This window comes from Pseudomonas sp. NPDC087612 (genome assembly GCF_044743505.1).
Taxonomy (GTDB): domain Bacteria; phylum Pseudomonadota; class Gammaproteobacteria; order Pseudomonadales; family Pseudomonadaceae; genus Aquipseudomonas.
In genome coordinates this window covers 49,215-65,764 of sequence record NZ_JBIUWO010000010.1, presented here as the reverse complement: position 1 = coordinate 65,764, position 16,550 = coordinate 49,215, and the positions used below count along the sequence as shown (strand labels likewise).

Here is a 16,550-nt window from a genome sequence, read left to right as displayed (position 1 = left end):
ATGAACCCGTTCCCCAGCCTGACCGACCTGCCCCGCCAGTTGCGCCAGCCCCAGGTGCGCGACCTGGCCTGGGTGATCCTGGCGCCGCCGATGCTGCGCGACACGCCGTGGCCGCAGCGCCACCCGCTGGCGGCCAGCCGCTGGGTAGCCGAGCCTGAACAACTGCGCCAGTGGCTGCTGGCACAAGACCGCGACAGCCAGGTCCTGCTGCACTGGCTGGCCCAGGCCAGCACCCGGCGCCTGGGTTTGTACTACGAACGTCTATGGCAGTTCGTCCTCCAGCATGCCCCCGGGGTGACCCTGCTGGCTGCCAACCTGCCGATCCGCAATGGCGGGCACACCCTCGGCGAGCTGGACCTGTTGCTGCGCGACAGCGACGGTGTGCACCACCTGGAGCTGGCGATCAAGCTGTACCTGGGGCCGCAGAACGGCACGGGAGAGAACCCGGCGCAGTGGCTGGGGCCGGGTTGCCATGACCGCCTGGACCGCAAGCTTGCCCACCTGGCCGAACACCAGTTGCCGATTTCGGCGCGCGCGGAAAGCCGCGAAGCGCTGGCGGCGCTGGAGATCGAGCAGTTCAGTGCGCAATTGTGGCTGGGCGGTTACCTGCTCTACCCCTGGCCGGGGCAGGCGCAAGCGCCGCGTGGGGCCAACCCGCAGCATTTGCGCGGGCTCTGGTTGCATCAGCGGGACTGGGCAGCGTTCCGTGCCCAGAGTGCACCTGGTCGCTGGCAGCCATTGCCGCGCCATGCCTGGCTGGCGCCGGCCTGTTACCCGGCGCAGGACTGCTGGTCGGCACAGCGCTTCGAGACCTGGTTGCAGGCGCTGGACCCACTGGCGCCAGCGCAGTTGCTGGTGCGGCTGGTCGAGGGTGAGCGTGGCGAGTGGGAGGAAGCCGAGCGGTTGTTTCTGGTCTCGGACTTATGGCCGAACCTGCCAGGGTGACGGGTTTTACGCCTGCTGCGCAGGCGATCGCTGGCAAGCCAGCTCCCACAGGTTCGGCGTGCGCAGATCCACTGTGGGAGCCGGCCTTGCCGGCGATGAAGCCAGCCCTAAACCACAGTCAACCGCAGCGCCAGCGCCACCAAGGTCAGCAGCAACACCGGCAGCGTCAGCACAATCCCGACCTTGAAGTAATACCCCCAGCCAATCTTCACCCCCTTGCGCTCCAGCACATGCAACCACAACAAGGTCGCCAGGCTGCCGATCGGGGTAATTTTCGGCCCCAGGTCACTGCCGATCACGTTGGCGTAGATCATCGCTTCCTTGACCACCCCGGTGGCGGCACTGGCATCGATCGACAAGGCGCCGATCAGCACCGTCGGCAGGTTGTTCATGATCGACGACAGCACCGCGGTCAGCAGCCCGGTACCCAGCGCCGCACCCCACACCCCGCCGCTGGCGAATGCGTTGAGCCAACCGGCCAGGTAATCGGTCAGCCCGGCGTTGCGCAGGCCATAGACCACCAGGTACATCCCTAAGGAGAACACCACGATGTGCCAGGGCGCTTCTTCGAGCACCTTGCGCGTGGAAATCCTGTGCCCGCGTGCCGCCACCAGCAGCAACACCAGTGCACACACCGCCGAAATCGCGCTGATGGGGATGCCCAGCGGCTCAAGGGCAAAACAGCCGAGCAGCAGGATCGCCAGCACCAGCCAGCCGGCAACAAACGTCGCCGGGTCTTGCACCACGCTGCGCGGCGCATCCAGTTGCAGCGGGTCGTAGTCTGCCGGGATATCACGGCGGAAGTACCACAACAGCACCGCCAGGGTTGCCGCCACGGCAACCAGGTTGACCGGCACCATCACCGCCGCATAACGGTTGAAACCAATACCGAAGAAGTCCGCAGAGACGATGTTGACCAGGTTCGACACCACCAGCGGCAAGCTCGCGGTATCGGCAATAAAACCTGCGGCCATGACAAAAGCCAGGGTCGCCGCCGGGCTAAAGCGCAGGGCCAGGAGCATGGCCACCACGATCGGGGTGAGGATCAGCGCCGCGCCGTCGTTGGCAAACAACGCCGACACCAGTGCCCCCAGCAGTACGATGAAGCAGAACAGCCGCTGGCCACTGCCGCGCCCCCAACGCGCCACGTGCAGCGCCGCCCAGGCAAAAAAGCCAGCAGCATCGAGCAACAGGCTGATGATAATCAGGGCAATGAAGGTGCCGGTGGCGTTCCAGATGATCTGCCAGACCACCGGAATATCGCTCCACTGCACCACCCCGCAGAGCAACGCCAGCAGCGCCCCGCCCGTGGCACTCCAGCCAACGCCCAGGCCGCGGGGCTGCCAGATCACCAGGGTAATGGTCAGGAGGAATATCAGCGATGCCATCAGCATGAAGTACAAGCCTTGTAGAAATCGGACTCAAGCGCCGGATTCTAGCGACAGATCAAGGCCTGCGTGACCAATTTCTGCTGCAATGGCCGGGTAATCGGCTGGCAAGCGGTTACAGTTAGCTGACTGCGCCACAAGAGCGCGGACTTCGACCTGATGATGAGGAATACCCATGACGTTGAGCCAAAACCAGGCCCGCTATGGCGGTCTGTCAATTGCCCTGCACTGGCTGATGCTGGTGCTGCTGGCGGCGGTCTACGCCTTTATCGAACTGCGCGGCATGTTCCCCAAGGACAGCGCCGAGCGCGCGCTGATGAAAGACCTGCACTTCATGCTCGGCCTGACGGTATTCGTGCTGGTCTGGCTGCGCCTGGCCCTGCGCCTGGGCCGCCCGACCCCGCCGATCATTCCGGCGCCGCCGGCCTGGCAGACCGGCCTGGCGCACCTGATGCACCTGGCCCTGTACCTGCTGATGATCGGCCTGCCGCTGGCCGGCTGGCTGCTGCTCAGCGCTGCCAACAAGCCGATCCCGTTCTATGGCTTCGAGCTGCCGGCGCTTATAGCCCCGGACCCGGACCTGGCCAAGTTCATCAAGGGCTGGCACGAGCGCATCGGCACCTGGGGCTACTGGTTGATCGGCCTGCATGCTGTTGCCGGCCTGTTCCATCACTATGTGCAGCGCGACAACACCTTGCTGCGCATGTTGCCACGCAATAACTAGGCGAACCCGCGGCGGCCCTGCAAGCCGCCGCTGTGCAAAAAGATCAGCCGGGTGCCAGGGGCAAAAGCCCCGGCTTCGACTTCCCGGCGCAGCGCCAGCAAGGCCTTGGCGGTGTACAGCGGCTCCAGCGGCATGCCCGCTTCAGATTCGCAGCCGGCCATAAACGCCAGCAACTCGTCATCGACCTTGGCAAAGCCGCCACGGCAGGCCTCATGCAGCCTGTAACCTGCCGTGCCGACCAATGCTTCGACAGCCTCGGGCACGCCGTGGTCCAGCGGTACGGCCAGGGCGCCATGCACCTCACGCCGGCCCGCCTCGGCCAACACCATCCCGGCCAGGGTGGTACCGGTACCGGCCGCCAGCCACCAGCCGTGGTAATCCGCCCAGCCCAGCGCCGCCAATTGCGCTTGCGCCTGCTCGACGATCAACGCACAACCCTTGGCGCCCAACGGCCCGCCCCCACCTTCGGCGACACACTGCCAACCTGGATACAGCGCCTGCCAGGGCTGCCAGAAGCCCGGTTGATGACGCTCGCGATAACCGCCATATCCCAACCAGTGCAGCTGCATGCCAAAGGCTTGCAGGTCGCGCACGGTCGGGGTGTCCTGGGCATGGCCACGCAACAGCCCGGCGGTAGCAAAGCCGAAGCGCTTGCCCGCCGCCGCCAGGGCATGCAGGTGATTGGAATGGGCGCCGCCAAGGCTGATCACCCCGGGCGCCCCTTGGGCCTGGGCGTTTCGCAGGTGTTCGAGCAGCTTGAACCACTTGTTGCCACTGATCAGCGGGTCGATCAGGTCCAGGCGCAACACCGCGAGCTTCACGCCATGAGGGCGTAGCCAGTTCAGCGGCAAGGGTTGCAGGGGGGCGAGCGGAAGGTCGTCGAAATTGCCAATCATGGGCGGGGCACAACAGGGCTGCCAGGGCAGCGCAGTGTAACAGCGCGACGGGCCGGGCGGCCCACCGCGCTGCGCCGGTCAGAGCTCGGCGGCCAGACGCGAGCCCTGGTTGATGGCGCGCTTGGCGTCCAGTTCGGCAGCGACATCGGCGCCACCGATCAGGTGCACCGACTGCCCGGCGGCGAGCAGGCCGTCCTGCAGTTCGCGCAGCGGATCCTGGCCGGCGCAGATGACGATGTTATCCACAGGCAGCACCTGCGGCTCGCCCTCGGCGATACGGATGTGCAGGCCGGCATCGTCGATGTTCAGGTATTCGACGCTGTTAAGCATCTGCACCTGCTTGTTCTTCAGGCCCGTACGGTGAATCCAGCCGGTAGTCTTGCCCAGGCCGTCGCCTACCTTGGTTTTTTTCCGTTGCAGGAGGAACACCTGGCGCGCCGGCGCATGCGGCTCGGCCTTGATCCCGGCCACGCCGCCGCGGGCTTCAAGCCGGGTATCGATGCCCCACTCCTTCCAGAACGCTTCACGATCCTGGCTGGTGGCCACGCCCTGGTGCACCAGGTACTCGCAGACGTCAAAGCCGATACCGCCAGCGCCGATCACCGCGACCTTCTGCCCTACCGGCTTGCGCTGCAGCAGCACGTCCAGGTAGCTCAACACCTTGGCGTGCTCGATGCCAGGGATAGCCGGCAGGCGCGGGGCGATACCGGTGGCGAGGATAATCTCGTCAAAACCGCCCGCCGCCAGTTGCTCGGCATCGACGCGGGTGTTCAGGCACAGCTCGACACCGGTGGTCTGCAGCTTGCGCTTGAAGTAGCGCAGGGTTTCATAGAACTCCTCTTTGCCCGGCACGCGCTTGGCCACGTTGAACTGGCCGCCGATTTCGCTGGCCGAATCGAACAGGGTTACTTCATGGCCGCGCTCGGCCGCCACGGTGGCAGCCGCCAGGCCGGCGGGGCCGGCGCCGACCACGGCGATACGCTTGACCTGGGTTACCGGCAGGTAATTGAGCTCGGTTTCGTGGCAGGCGCGCGGGTTGACCAGGCAGCTGGTCAACTTGCCGCCGAAGGTGTGGTCCAGGCAGGCCTGGTTGCAGCCGATGCAGGTGTTGATCTCGTCGCCACGCCCGGCGGCGGCCTTGTTGACGAACTCCGGGTCAGCCAGGAACGGCCGCGCCATCGAGACCATGTCGGCGTCGCCCTCGGCAAGGATCTGCTCGGCGACTTCCGGGGTGTTGATGCGGTTGGTAGTGATCAGCGGGATCTGCACCGCGCCGCGCAGCTTGGCGGTGACCTTGGTGAATGCCGCACGCGGTACCTTGGTGGCGATGGTCGGGATCCGCGCTTCGTGCCAGCCGATACCGGTGTTGATGAGGGTCGCGCCGGCCTGCTCCACGGCCTTGGCCAGTTGCACGATCTCTTCCCAACTGCTGCCGCCCTCGACCAGGTCGAGCATCGACAGGCGGAAGATGATGATGAAGTTCGGCCCTACCGCTTCACGCACCCGGCGCACGATCTCCACCGCCAGGCGCATGCGGTTCTCGTAGCTGCCACCCCAGCGATCGGTACGCTGGTTGGTGTGGGCGGCGAGGAACTGGTTGATGAAGTAGCCTTCCGACCCCATGATCTCGACGCCGTCGTACTCGGCGCTTTGCGCCAGCAGCGAGCAGGTGACGAAGTCCTGGATCTGCTTCTCGATGCCCTCTTCGTCCAGCTCACGCGGCTTGAACGGGTTGATCGGCGCCTGGATCGCGCTCGGCGCTACCGATTTGGGGCTGTAGGCATAGCGCCCGGCGTGAAGGATCTGCATGCAGATCTTGCCACCGGCTTCATGCACCGCTTGGGTGACGATGCGGTGTTTATCGGCTTCTTCCGGCGTGCTCAGCTTGGCCGCGCCGGAATACACCCCGCCCTCCACGTTCGGGCCGATGCCGCCGGTCACCATCAGGCCGACGCCGCCACGGGCACGCTCGGCAAAATAGGCCGCCATGCGCTCGAAACCGCCGGGCTTTTCTTCAAGGCCGGTGTGCATCGAGCCCATCAGGGTGCGGTTGCGCAAGGTGGTGAAACCCAGGTCCAGCGGGGCGAGCAAATGCGGGTATTGAGCGGCGGCCATAGTGAACTCCACAACAGGCGTAATCACGGAATGCGGGCGCCTCGCCAAGGCTGGCGGGGCCCGTCAGTTATCTGAGGCCGACATTAAAGAGCCAGCGGGCGCGGCTCAATGACCGAAAGTGACAAGTTATTGATCCTGCTGCACTCGGGGTCTACCCTAGGGGCCGAATCCCTTTTCGGCGCTGTCCCGTTTCATGCGAAAACTTCTGTTGAGCGCCCTGGCGCTGGTTGTCATTGCCGTCCTCAGTGGCTACGGCTTCTGGACCGAGCAGCGCCCGGCCGGGCACTATCTGTCGGACCTGCGCATCGAGCTGGCCCTGAGCGAAGGCGTGCCGGCCGATCACGGCAACCTGCTGGGCGTCGAGCCGCAGCTGTTCCCCGGTGACTACCAGAGCCTGCAGCGCCTGCACCGCAAGCTGGCCGCCTACCTTGAACACGCCCGCGCCCAGGGCCTGGTCAACGCCAAAACCATCGTCATCCTGCCCGAACACATCGGCACCTGGCTGTGGGCCCGAGGCGAGAAGAGCGAGCTGTACCAGGTCACCCAACGCCGCGAAGCCCTGCAATGGCTGGAACTGAGCAACCCGCTGCGCTACGGCCTGGCCCTGCTCGGCGCCGAGGGTGACGACCGCCGTGCCGACGCCCACCTGCGGATGAAAGCCGGGCAGATGGCCGAGGATTATCAGCAGCTGTTCGGCGGCCTGGCCAAGGAGTTCGGCGTGACCCTGGTGGCCGGCTCCATCGTCCTGCCTGAACCTTACGTCGAGCGCGGTACCCTGCGCATCGGCTCCGGCGCTCTGTACAACGCAAGCCTGGTGTTCGCCAGCGACGGCTCGGTGCTCGGCCAGCCGCAACGCCAGCAGCACCCGGACAGTGAAGTGCGGCGTTTTATCAGCAGCGGCACCGATCAACCGCCACAGGTGCTGCAAACCCCGGCCGGGCGCCTGGGCGTGCTGATCGGCAGCGACAGCTGGTACCCGAGCAACCAGCAGCAACTGGCCAACCAGTTTGCCCAGATCGTCGCCAACCCGGTGTTTCTCAGCGGCCATGACAGCTGGAACGCGCCGTGGCGCGGCAACCGGCATCAACCCCTGGCCTCGTCGCTGGCGCTAAAGCCCGGTGAGGTGAGCGAACACGAAGCCTGGCAACGCCTGACCCTGAACGCCAACGCCGCCAGGGTCAGCAGCATGAGTGTGTTCCTGCGCGGGCGCTTCTGGGACCTGGCCGCCGATGGCCAGGGCTTTGCCCAGCTCAACGGGGTGAACCTGGGCGGCACGTCCAGCCCCGGTGCGCGCCTGCTGAACCTCTGGTTGTAGGGCATGAACCGTCCCCGCGTGCGCCTGGGCGACCTTTCGGTCGGTTTTATCCAGCCGCTGAGCGAAACCCTGCAGCAACGCGGCATCGATCCTACGGCCCTGCTCGCCCGCTACGGCCTGGAGCCAGTGCGCCTGGCCGAAGCCGGCGCGCGCCTGTCGATCCCGCGCTATATGCACCTGGGCCATGCCGCCATCGAACTGACCGGCGACCCGGCCCTGGGCCTGCACATGGGCCACATCAGCCGCCTGGGCCAGGCCGGCCTGGCCGGCGTCACTGCGGCACAAGCACCCACCGTGGGCGAAGCGGCGCGCACCTTGTTGCGCTTCGAGCCACTGTACGCGGCCAACTACCGCGGGCACTCAAGCTTTCATGAAGACAGCAGCGGCGCCTGGCTACGGTTCTATTCGATCAGCCCGTACAACGCCTATAACCGCTTCGTGGTGGATTCGCTGCTGGCCGGCTGGCTGGCGCAGCTGTCGAGCCTGGCGGGTACGATGCTGCTGGCCGAACGGGTCGAGATCGAGTTCGAGGCGCCCGCCTACGCCGCCCACTACCAGGCATTGAGCTGCAACCCGGTGCAGTTTGGCGCCGCCACCAATCAACTGCGCCTGAGCCGCGCCAACCTGGCCCTGCGCAACCCGGCGCACTGCCCAAGCACCTGGCAGCACCTGCTGCAGCTGTGTGAGGCCGAGCTTGAGCAACGCACGCGGATACGCAGCCTGGGCGAGCGCATCGCCCACCTGCTGGGGCCACTATTGAATGGCGGACGGGAACCGGATCTGGAGGAAGTGGCCAGGCACCTGCAATTGCCGACCTGGACCCTGCGGCGCAAGCTGGCCGAGGAAGGCACGCAGTTTCGCGCCATCCTCAACGATACCCGGCGCGATCTGGCCATGACCTATATCCGTGACACGGAACTGGCCTTTGGCGAGATTGCCTACTTGCTCGGGTTTGCCTCGGCGGAGGCGTTTCAGCGTGCGTTCAAGCGCTGGAACGGCATCACCCCGGGCGAGTTTCGCCGCAGCCAGCGGCGTACCGGCTGATTACAGCTCGGTAGCGTCTTCGGCCGGCTCGACCGGGTCGAGCTCAATGGCGCGGTATTCGAGTAGTTCTTCTTGATAGTCGTCCATCGTCTGCTCCGTTGTTTCTCATTCATGTCATTGATTCATCAACGAGCCTAAAGTGCCGCGATGAAAGAAAAATGACAATGACGCTTATCAAAACAACGTAGCAGAGACGGGCGAATTTACAGCGGCGCCTGCTCGCTGCTGGCCGGTGCTACCGGGGCGATGGTCGGGGTCGGCTCTACGGGTGCCGGTGTGCTGCTGTCCTGGACGCTGATCGGCGCAGCTTCGGCGGGCGGCGGCACCGGCTGCGAGCTACTGCTGTCATCCACCACCGGCGCGGCCGGCACTTCGGCAGCCGGGGCCGGCGACGGTTCGCTGACCGGTACGCCAGCCGCTGCAGCCGCTGGTGCTTCAACCGGAGCCGGAGCCAGGGCGGCCGCTGGTGCTGCCGGCGCGGTCTCGGGCACACCCAGCTCCACCGCTGGCTTGGCTGCAGGCTTTGCCTCAGCCTTCTTCTTGGTTTCCTTGGGCAGGAAACTTTCCACCAGGGCGAAGTAACGCTCGTAGAACTTGGCCGAGGTCACGGTCTCGCTGGCAACCTTGACCATCGAATCGTCACTGGAGCCGATCGGCATCGACACCGAACCCAGCACGCCAACGCCGAGGCTGGCCGAGGTGTTGGATTTTTTCAGCGCATAGCGATCCTGCAGGGCGTTGGCGAACATGGTCGAGCGCTGCTCGTCGCCGCTGTCGCGGGCACAGACCACGTTGAAGCTGATCTGCAGGTGCGAATCGCCAGTCTGCTGGAAGCTCTTGTTGCCATTGACCTGGCCAGCGTCGCTGCTGGTGATGATATAGCCCTGGCTGAGCAAGGCACGGCGCGCCGCTTCGCAGGTACCGGCTTCACTCACCGCAAAGCTGCGCGAGAAGGTACCCGAGTCGTCGAAATTCTCGTGTTCGTAAATGGCAGCTTTCTTCGAAGAACAGCCGGAAACACCCGCCAGCACAAGGGCCAGCCCGAGCGCACCGCAGACGGTTGACTTTGACATTGCAAATCCTGAGGAAACGGTCGGCGCCTATTGTGCAACACATCGACGGAATGCTGAAACCACAGGCGGGCAATCACCGCAGAAAATTCATACAAGGGGCCAGTGATCGCCCCTGATGCCGGGGTTTGACCATTGGTCGATAAACCCACAAATCCTTCGCTCGAACCCTACGAACAGATCGGACCCATCCGACTTTTGCCCTGCCCATTCTACGACTACGCTGGCAACTAGCCATCACCGCCTACCGGTCGACAGGAGTTATCTCGGTGAAAAACCTATCTGTGAAAATCAAGTTGCTGCTTGGCTTTGCGCCCATTCTGGTACTGATGGTGCTACTCGCCATTACCGCCATCAACAGCTTGAACACCCTGACCCAGCGCGCCGATCGCCTGGTGTCGGTCAACTACATCCTCGACAACCTCAATGAAATGCGCGCCGCCCAGCTGAGCTTCGAGCAACGCCGCGAAGGCAGCTTCGCCAGCCAGCTGGTACAGGCCCACCAGGAGGCCAGCCGCCTGGTCGAGGAAAACCTCGGCGCCCTGCCCGATGCCGACTCGCAGCGCCTGCTCAAGGCCACTGGCGATGATCTCAAGCAGTACCTGCAACAGTTCGAGCAACTCAAGGCGGCCAGCGGCGGCACCCTGCTGCAGAGCAAGCTGCATGACCAGTTGCTGCAGACCGTGCATCAGGGCCTGGAGGCGATCAACCAGTTGATCACCCTGCAGAACCAGAAGAGCACCGAGGAATCCAGCGACAGCCGCAGCCTGATGCTGGGCTTGCTGTTCGCAGCCCTGGTGCTGGGCGTGCTGATCAGTGCGCTGATCATCCGCCAGGTCACCCAGCCACTGCGCCAGGCGGTGGAAATTGCCCGGCGCATTGGCCAAGGCGACCTCACCAACACTGCCAGCGAACCGCGCCGCGACGAGTTCGGCCAGCTGTTGCAGGCGCTGGCGCAAAGCGGCGAGAACCTGCGCGAGATGCTTGGCCAGGCCGGGCATGTCACCCGCCAGCTGTCGACCGCCGCCGAGGAGCTGTCGACCATCACTGAACAGACCAGCGCCGGCATCACCAGCCAGAAGGTCGAAACCGACCAGGTGGCCACGGCAATGAGCGAGATGGTTGCCACCGTCCAGGAAGTCGCGCGTAACGCAGAAGAAGCCAGCGAAGCCACGCACCAGGCCGACAGCCAGGCCAAACAGGGCAACCGCGTAGTGCAGCAGGCCCTGAGCCAGATCGGCCAGCTGGCCGACGACATCGGCAATTGCGCCAGTGCGGTCAGCCAATTGTCGGAAGAAAGCGAGCGCATCGGCACCGTGATGACGGTGATCAACGCCATTGCCGAACAGACCAACCTGCTGGCCCTCAACGCCGCCATCGAGGCGGCGCGCGCGGGTGAGGCCGGGCGCGGCTTTGCCGTGGTCGCCGATGAAGTGCGCGGGCTGGCCCAGCGCACACAGCAATCAACAGCGCAGATCGAGACGCTGATTCTGTCGTTGCAACAAGGCGCGCAGAAAGCCGCCGAAATGATGCACGCCAACCAGCAACAGGTCGGCGGTACTGTGGAATTGGCCAACCAGGTCGGTATCGAGCTGCAGGCCATCACCCAGACCGTGACCGGCATCCAGACCATGAACCTGCAGATCGCCACCGCCGCCGAACAGCAGAGCAGCGTCGCCGAATCGATCAACCGCAGTGTGCTCAGCGTGCGCGACGTTGCCGAACAGTCGTCCACCGCGTCTCAGCAGACGGCGGCTTCGTCGGTGGAACTGGCGCGCCTGGGCAGTGAACTGCAACAGCTGGTGGCGCGCTTTCGGGTGTAACCGGTAAGTCAGCCGAACAGGCCGCCGTCGTCGCTGTCGATAACGATCGACGACAGGCTCACATGCCGCGGCCGGGTCACGGCAAACAGCACGGCCTCGACCACGTCACGGTTGGTGCCGCGCTCGCCTTTCTGGCGTTGGGCGGCGGCCTCCCAGGCCGGTTGCGTCGGGCAGATGTCGTCCAGGTACGGCGGGTGCACGCACAGCGAACGGATCGGCGTACCGGCCAGTTGCTGACGCAACCCCTCTGCCAGCGCACGCTGGGCGTGCTTGGCGGCGTAGAACGGCACTGAGACGCTGTGCAAGGCGGCATTGGGCAGCGCGCTGATCGAGCCTATGGTGACGATGTCCGGGCGCTGAGAGCGGCGCAGAGAGGCCAGCAAGCCCTGGGTGAAGAGGAAAGTGCCGGTGACCGCAGCGTTGATCACGCCGTGGATGTCTTCAGGGGAATAACCTGCCTCGTTGTGCTCCAGCCACATGGCGCCGTTGTTGATCAGCAGATCGATAGTGGGGAAGCGCTGGCTGATGGCCTGCGTTGCCTGGGTAACGCTGGCGCTGTCGGCGAGATCGACCTGGACAGTCAATGGCAGTTGAGCGGTGCGGGTTTCGATCGTGGCAGCGACTTGGGCCAGGGCTGCTTCGTTGCGGCCACAGAGCACCACCTTACAACCAGCGTCGGCCAGGGAGATGGCCAACGCGGCACCCAGGCCGCGTCCGGCACCGGTGATGACCGCGATCGAGTCTTGAAGATTGTTCATCCTGAACCTCAGTGGAAGACTTGAGGCGCTAGCATACCGCTTGTGCGGACTGGATGCAGACCAAGCAGGCCTGAAAAGCATCGCGGGGCAAGCCCGCTCCCACAGAATGGGAGCCGGCCTTGCCGGCGATGGCCGCACCACGGTGCCAAAATTTCGGCACAAAAAAAGCGACCCGAAGGTCGCTTTCTCTGGTACTGCAATATGGCGCAGCGGACGGGACTCGAACCCGCGACCCCCGGCGTGACAGGCCGGTATTCTAACCGACTGAACTACCGCTGCGTGTCGTGCTCACCCGGGCTGCGCAAAGGCTGCAAATCCCGGGCACAAAAAAAGCAACCTCAGGTCGCTCTCTTTGTTGCTTCGAGGAGTTCAAGGGCCTCGAAGCGAAGATGGCGCAGCGGACGGGACTCGAACCCGCGACCCCCGGCGTGACAGGCCGGTATTCTAACCGACTGAACTACCGCTGCGTATCGTACAGGCTTGCGCCCGCTTGAAACTGGGATCTGGCTACAAGGCTGTTTGGCCCTGGAACCTCAAACCGGTCGTTAAACCGATCTGGAGAAAAGTGGCGCAGCGGACGGGACTCGAACCCGCGACCCCCGGCGTGACAGGCCGGTATTCTAACCGACTGAACTACCGCTGCGCATATGGACTTGCGTCCGGTTCCTCTCTGGTAACACCTTCTTGCGAAAGTGTCGGGTCAGGAACATCTCAGGAAGTGGTGGGTGATGACGGGATCGAACCGCCGACCCTCTGCTTGTAAGGCAGATGCTCTCCCGGCTGAGCTAATCACCCGTGTGCTTCGCTGAGGTGGCGAAATTTACGCAGGTATCGAACCTAAGTCAATAGCCTGATTGAAGTTTTTTTCACGGGGGTGGAAAAAACAGCTTCAAGGTTCAAGCTGCAAGCTACAAGAAAAAGCAAAATCACAACGCGGACATCTTGCCGCTTGAAGCTTGTCGCTTGCCGCTACCGATAAATCATCTTCTTGGTCATGCCGCCGTCGACCACGAATTCCTGGCCGGTGACGAAGCCGGCGTTGCGCGACAGCAACCAGGCCACCATCGCCGCCACGTCTTCTACCGTCCCTACCCTGCCCGCCGGATGCTGGGCATGGTCGGCTTCGGTCAGGGGTTCGGCACGGCGCTGGGCTGGATCACGGGCGTCGATCCAGCCGGGGCTGACGGCGTTGACGCGAATCTCCGGGCCCAGGCTCATGGCCAGGGCATGGGTCAGGGCCAGCAGCCCGCCCTTGCTCGCGGCATAGGCCTCGGTGTCGGGCTCCGATTGCCCGGCGCGCGTTGACGCCAGGTTGACGATCGCCCCGCAATGGGCGCGCAGGTAAGGCGCACAGTGCTTGGCCAGCAGCATCGGGCCGCCGAGGTTGACCGCCAGCACCCGGTTCCAGTGGGCCAGGCTCAGGCTTTCGAGGGTGGTATTGTGCGGGTCGGCAATCGCCGCGTTGCATACCAGGGCGTCGAGCCGGCCAAACTGGCCCAGCACTTCGGCCACGCCGGTCATTACCTGGGCTTCGTCGGCGACATCCATGCCGACGAACCAGGCGTTGTCACCCAGCACCTTGGCCACTTTCGCGCCACGAGCCCGGTCGAGGTCGGTGAGCACCACCTGCCAGCCTTCGCTGATCAGCCAGGCGGCAATGCCCAGGCCGATGCCCCGCGCCGCGCCGGTGACCAGGGCGACGCGGCCGTTATGGCTGCTGTCGCCCACCGACCAGTCGATCACAGTGCCGCCAGCCCGCGGGCCAGGTCGGCCTTGAGGTCAGCGACGTCTTCCAGCCCCACGGCAACCCGGATCAGGCTGTCGCGAATGCCGGCGGCCTCACGCTCCTGCGGCGACAGGCGGCCGTGGGAGGTGGTGCCTGGGTGGGTGATGGTGGTCTTGCTGTCACCCAGGTTGGCGGTGATCGAAATCAGCCGGGTGGCATCGATGAAGCGCCAGGCGCCCTCTTTGCCGCCCTTGACCTCAAAGCTCACCACTGCACCGAAGCCGCTCATCTGCTGCTTGGCCAGCTCGTGCTGCGGATGGCTGTGCAGGCCCGCGTAGTGGACCTTGTCGATGCCGTCCTGCTGCTCCAGCCATTCGGCCAGCGCCTGGGCATTGGCGCAGTGGGCGCGCATGCGCAGGTTGAGGGTCTCAAGGCCCTTGAGGAAGATCCAGGCGTTGAACGGGCTCAGGGACGGCCCGGCGGTGCGCAGAAAGCCCACCACTTCTTTCATCTGCTCGCTGCGCCCGGCAACCACGCCGCCCATACAACGGCCCTGACCGTCGATGAACTTGGTCGCCGAATGCACGACAATGTCGGCGCCCAGCTTCAGCGGCTGCTGCAAGGCCGGGGTGCTGAAGCAGTTGTCGACCACCAGCTGCGCGCCCTTGGCATGGGCGATTTCAGCCAGGGCAGCAATATCCACAAGCTCCGCCAACGGGTTGGACGGTGACTCGACGAACAGCAGCTTGGTGTTGGCCTTGATCGCCTGGTCCCAGCCGGCCAGGTCGGTCAGCGGCACGTAGTCGACCTGCACGCCGAAACGCTTGAAGTACTTCTCGAACAGGCTGATGGTCGAACCGAAGACGCTCTGCGACACCAGCACATGGTCGCCGGCGCTGCACAGGGCCATGACGGTCGAGAGAATCGCCGACATGCCGGTGGAGGTGGCAACCGCCTGCTCGGCGCCTTCGAGGGCGGCGATGCGCTCTTCGAACGCGCGTACGGTGGGGTTGGTGTAGCGTGAATAGACGTTGCCTGGAACCTCGCCGGCGAACCGCGCGGCGGCATCGGCCGCCGTACGGAACACATAGCTGGAGGTGAAGAACAGCGGATCGCTGTGCTCACCTTCCGGCGTGCGATGCTGGCCGGCGCGTACCGCCAGCGTGTCGAAAGCGACCCCTTCGAGGTCGCTGTCCAGGCGCCCGGCATCCCATTCCTGTGTCATGCCGCTGCTCCTAACTTAGTTGTTGTAGAGGTCGATGATCGCGCTGACCGCCTGGTTCTTGACCTTGGAGGCGTCGTTGCGCGCCTGCTCGATCTTGTCCAGGTAGGCTTCGTCGATGTCGCCGGTGACGTACTTGCCGTCGAACACCGCGCAATCGAAATGCTCGATCTTGATCTTGCCACCGCCGACCGCTTCGATCAGGTCCGGCAGGTCCTGGTAGACCAGCCAGTCGGCGCCGATCAGTTCGGCGACATCCTGGGTGCTGCGGTTGTGCGCGATCAGCTCGTGGGCACTCGGCATGTCGATGCCGTAGACGTTAGGGAAGCGCACCGCCGGGGCGGCCGAGCAGAAGTAGACGTTTTTCGCGCCGGCTTCGCGGGCCATCTGGATGATCTGCTTGCAGGTGGTACCGCGCACGATCGAGTCGTCGACCAGCATCACGTTCTTGCCGCGGAACTCCAGCTCGATGGCGTTGAGTTTCTGGCGTACCGATTTCTTGCGCGCGGCCTGGCCGGGCATGATGAAGGTACGGCCGATGTAGCGGTTCTTGACGAAGCCTTCGCGGAACTTGACGCCCAGGTGGTTGGCCAGCTCCAGCGCTGCGGTGCGGCTGGTGTCGGGAATCGGGATGACCACGTCGATGTCGTGGTCAGGACGCTCGCGCTGGATCTTCTCGGCCAGCTTCTCGCCCATGCGCAGGCGCGCCTTGTACACCGAGACGCCGTCGATGATCGAGTCAGGGCGGGCCAGGTAGACGTGTTCGAAGATGCACGGCGACAGTTGCGGGTTGGTCGCGCACTGACGGGTGTGCAGCTTGCCCTCTTCAGTGATGTACACCGCTTCGCCTGGCGCCAGGTCACGGATCAGGGTGAAGCCCAGCACGTCCAGAGAGACGCTTTCGGAAGCGATCATGTACTCGACGCCTTCGTCGGTGTGACGCTGGCCGAAGACGATCGGGCGGATACCGTTGGGATCGCGGAAACCGACGATGCCGTAGCCGGTGATCATAGCCACCACCGCGTAACCGCCAACGCAACGGTTGTGCACGTCAGTGACCGCGGCGAACACGTCTTCTTCGGTCGGTTGCAGCTTGCCACGCACCGCCAGCTCATGGGCGAAGACGTTGAGCAGCACTTCCGAGTCGGAACTGGTGTTGACGTGGCGCAGGTCGGACTCGTAGATCTCCTTGGCCAGCTGTTCGACGTTGGTCAGGTTGCCGTTGTGCGCCAGGGTGATGCCGTAGGGCGAGTTGACATAGAACGGCTGGGCCTCGGCCGAGGTCGAGCTGCCCGCGGTCGGGTAGCGCACGTGGCCGATACCCATGTGACCGACCAGGCGCTGCATATGGCGCTGCTGGAATACGTCACGGACCAGGCCGTTGTCCTTGCGCAGGAATAACCGGCCATCATGGCTGGTCACAATACCGGCAGCGTCCTGGCCGCGGTGCTGGAGGACGGTTAGCGCGTCATACAGCGCCTGATTGACGTTCGACTTACCGACGATACCGACGATGCCACACAT

General features: G+C 64.6%; 13 protein-coding genes and 4 tRNA genes. 5 read left to right on the top strand and 12 right to left on the bottom strand.

Translation table 11 applies throughout. The features are described from left to right. Nucleotides 1-945 carry a DUF1853 family protein gene (locus tag ACIOVF_RS20730; RefSeq protein WP_045195071.1) on the top strand — a complete coding sequence of 315 codons (945 nt, stop codon included), beginning with the start codon at nt 1-3 and terminating at the stop codon, nt 943-945. A gap of 107 nt (nt 946-1,052) precedes the next feature. On the opposite strand, the gene ACIOVF_RS20725 is transcribed toward ACIOVF_RS20730, so the two are convergent. Continuing rightward, nucleotides 1,053-2,339, bottom strand: coding sequence for an arsenic transporter (locus ACIOVF_RS20725; RefSeq protein WP_401292147.1), 1,287 nt, complete (start codon nt 2,337-2,339; stop codon nt 1,053-1,055). Nucleotides 2,340-2,508: 169 nt separating this feature from the next. Between ACIOVF_RS20725 and ACIOVF_RS20720 the strand changes: the two genes are divergently transcribed. Then, a complete protein-coding gene (locus tag ACIOVF_RS20720) occupies nt 2,509-3,057 on the top strand; it encodes a cytochrome b (RefSeq protein ID WP_093380638.1) in 549 nt (182 codons plus the stop codon). Here the strand turns inward: ACIOVF_RS20720 and ACIOVF_RS20715 are convergent. After that, nucleotides 3,054-3,953, bottom strand: coding sequence for a 1-aminocyclopropane-1-carboxylate deaminase/D-cysteine desulfhydrase (locus ACIOVF_RS20715; RefSeq protein ID WP_401292143.1), 900 nt, complete (start codon nt 3,951-3,953; stop codon nt 3,054-3,056). The two genes, ACIOVF_RS20720 and ACIOVF_RS20715, sit on opposite strands and share 4 nt — an antisense overlap. Nucleotides 3,954-4,031: 78 nt before the next feature. Next, nucleotides 4,032-6,068, bottom strand: a complete 2,037-nt coding sequence (locus tag ACIOVF_RS20710; protein ID WP_401292140.1) for an FAD-dependent oxidoreductase — start codon at nt 6,066-6,068, stop codon at nt 4,032-4,034. A 193-nt stretch (nt 6,069-6,261) separates the two neighbouring features. Between ACIOVF_RS20710 and ACIOVF_RS20705 the strand changes: the two genes are divergently transcribed. Both ACIOVF_RS20705 and ACIOVF_RS20700 read left to right on the top strand, forming a co-directional pair. Further along, nucleotides 6,262-7,383, top strand: a complete 1,122-nt coding sequence (locus tag ACIOVF_RS20705) for a carbon-nitrogen hydrolase family protein (protein WP_213603604.1) — start codon at nt 6,262-6,264, stop codon at nt 7,381-7,383. Between the two features lie 3 nt (nt 7,384-7,386). After that, nucleotides 7,387-8,427 (top strand): AraC family transcriptional regulator, encoded by a 1,041-nt coding sequence (locus ACIOVF_RS20700; protein ID WP_401292137.1) that lies wholly within the window; start codon nt 7,387-7,389, stop codon nt 8,425-8,427. 203 nt (nt 8,428-8,630) lie between these two features. Here the strand turns inward: ACIOVF_RS20700 and ACIOVF_RS20695 are convergent, their stop codons facing one another. Further along, nucleotides 8,631-9,500 (bottom strand): DUF2242 domain-containing protein, encoded by an 870-nt coding sequence (locus ACIOVF_RS20695; protein ID WP_045195085.1) that lies wholly within the window; start codon nt 9,498-9,500, stop codon nt 8,631-8,633. A 266-nt stretch (nt 9,501-9,766) separates the two neighbouring features. Here ACIOVF_RS20695 and ACIOVF_RS20690 point away from each other — a divergent pair, with 266 nt between their 5' ends. After that, a complete protein-coding gene (locus ACIOVF_RS20690; protein WP_275559096.1) occupies nt 9,767-11,320 on the top strand; it encodes a methyl-accepting chemotaxis protein in 1,554 nt (517 codons plus the stop codon). 8 nt (nt 11,321-11,328) lie between these two features. Here the strand turns inward: ACIOVF_RS20690 and ACIOVF_RS20685 are convergent, their stop codons facing one another. The 8 genes from ACIOVF_RS20685 to purF all read right to left on the bottom strand — a co-directional run bounded on the left by ACIOVF_RS20685 (nt 11,329) and on the right by purF (nt 16,550). Beyond that, entirely contained in the window at nt 11,329-12,078 is a 750-nt protein-coding gene (locus ACIOVF_RS20685; RefSeq protein WP_401292132.1) for an SDR family oxidoreductase, read from the bottom strand. Nucleotides 12,079-12,280: 202 nt separating this feature from the next. Next, a tRNA-Asp gene (locus ACIOVF_RS20680) sits at nt 12,281-12,357 on the bottom strand. A gap of 111 nt (nt 12,358-12,468) precedes the next feature. Continuing rightward, a tRNA-Asp gene (locus tag ACIOVF_RS20675) sits at nt 12,469-12,545 on the bottom strand. 99 nt (nt 12,546-12,644) lie between these two features. Next, a tRNA-Asp gene (locus ACIOVF_RS20670) sits at nt 12,645-12,721 on the bottom strand. 76 nt (nt 12,722-12,797) lie between these two features. Further along, nucleotides 12,798-12,873, bottom strand: a tRNA-Val gene (locus tag ACIOVF_RS20665). A 174-nt stretch (nt 12,874-13,047) separates the two neighbouring features. Next, nucleotides 13,048-13,806 carry an SDR family oxidoreductase gene (locus ACIOVF_RS20660; RefSeq protein WP_174242333.1) on the bottom strand — a complete coding sequence of 253 codons (759 nt, stop codon included), beginning with the start codon at nt 13,804-13,806 and terminating at the stop codon, nt 13,048-13,050. An 11-nt stretch (nt 13,807-13,817) separates the two neighbouring features. Continuing rightward, nucleotides 13,818-15,029 carry an O-succinylhomoserine sulfhydrylase gene (locus ACIOVF_RS20655; RefSeq protein ID WP_093380622.1) on the bottom strand — a complete coding sequence of 404 codons (1,212 nt, stop codon included), beginning with the start codon at nt 15,027-15,029 and terminating at the stop codon, nt 13,818-13,820. Between the two features lie 15 nt (nt 15,030-15,044). Then, complete coding sequence (gene purF / locus ACIOVF_RS20650) at nt 15,045-16,550, bottom strand: amidophosphoribosyltransferase (RefSeq protein ID WP_010223267.1); 1,506 nt, start codon at nt 16,548-16,550, stop codon at nt 15,045-15,047.

Bases quoted from the DNA above. Each gene is read 5' to 3' on its own strand.
- ACIOVF_RS20730 (WP_045195071.1), top strand. From the start codon at position 1: ATGAACCCGTTCCCCAGCCTGACCGACCTGCCCCGCCAGTTGCGCCAG.
- ACIOVF_RS20725 (WP_401292147.1), bottom strand. From the start codon at position 2,339: ATGCTGATGGCATCGCTGATATTCCTCCTGACCATTACCCTGGTGATC.
- ACIOVF_RS20720 (WP_093380638.1), top strand. From the start codon at position 2,509: ATGACGTTGAGCCAAAACCAGGCCCGCTATGGCGGTCTGTCAATTGCC.
- ACIOVF_RS20715 (WP_401292143.1), bottom strand. From the start codon at position 3,953: ATGATTGGCAATTTCGACGACCTTCCGCTCGCCCCCCTGCAACCCTTG.
- ACIOVF_RS20710 (WP_401292140.1), bottom strand. From the start codon at position 6,068: ATGGCCGCCGCTCAATACCCGCATTTGCTCGCCCCGCTGGACCTGGGT.
- ACIOVF_RS20705 (WP_213603604.1), top strand. From the start codon at position 6,262: ATGCGAAAACTTCTGTTGAGCGCCCTGGCGCTGGTTGTCATTGCCGTC.
- ACIOVF_RS20700 (WP_401292137.1), top strand. From the start codon at position 7,387: ATGAACCGTCCCCGCGTGCGCCTGGGCGACCTTTCGGTCGGTTTTATC.
- ACIOVF_RS20695 (WP_045195085.1), bottom strand. From the start codon at position 9,500: ATGTCAAAGTCAACCGTCTGCGGTGCGCTCGGGCTGGCCCTTGTGCTG.
- ACIOVF_RS20685 (WP_401292132.1), bottom strand. From the start codon at position 12,078: ATGAACAATCTTCAAGACTCGATCGCGGTCATCACCGGTGCCGGACGC.
- ACIOVF_RS20655 (WP_093380622.1), bottom strand. From the start codon at position 15,029: ATGACACAGGAATGGGATGCCGGGCGCCTGGACAGCGACCTCGAAGGG.
- purF (WP_010223267.1), bottom strand. From the start codon at position 16,550: ATGTGTGGCATCGTCGGTATCGTCGGTAAGTCGAACGTCAATCAGGCG.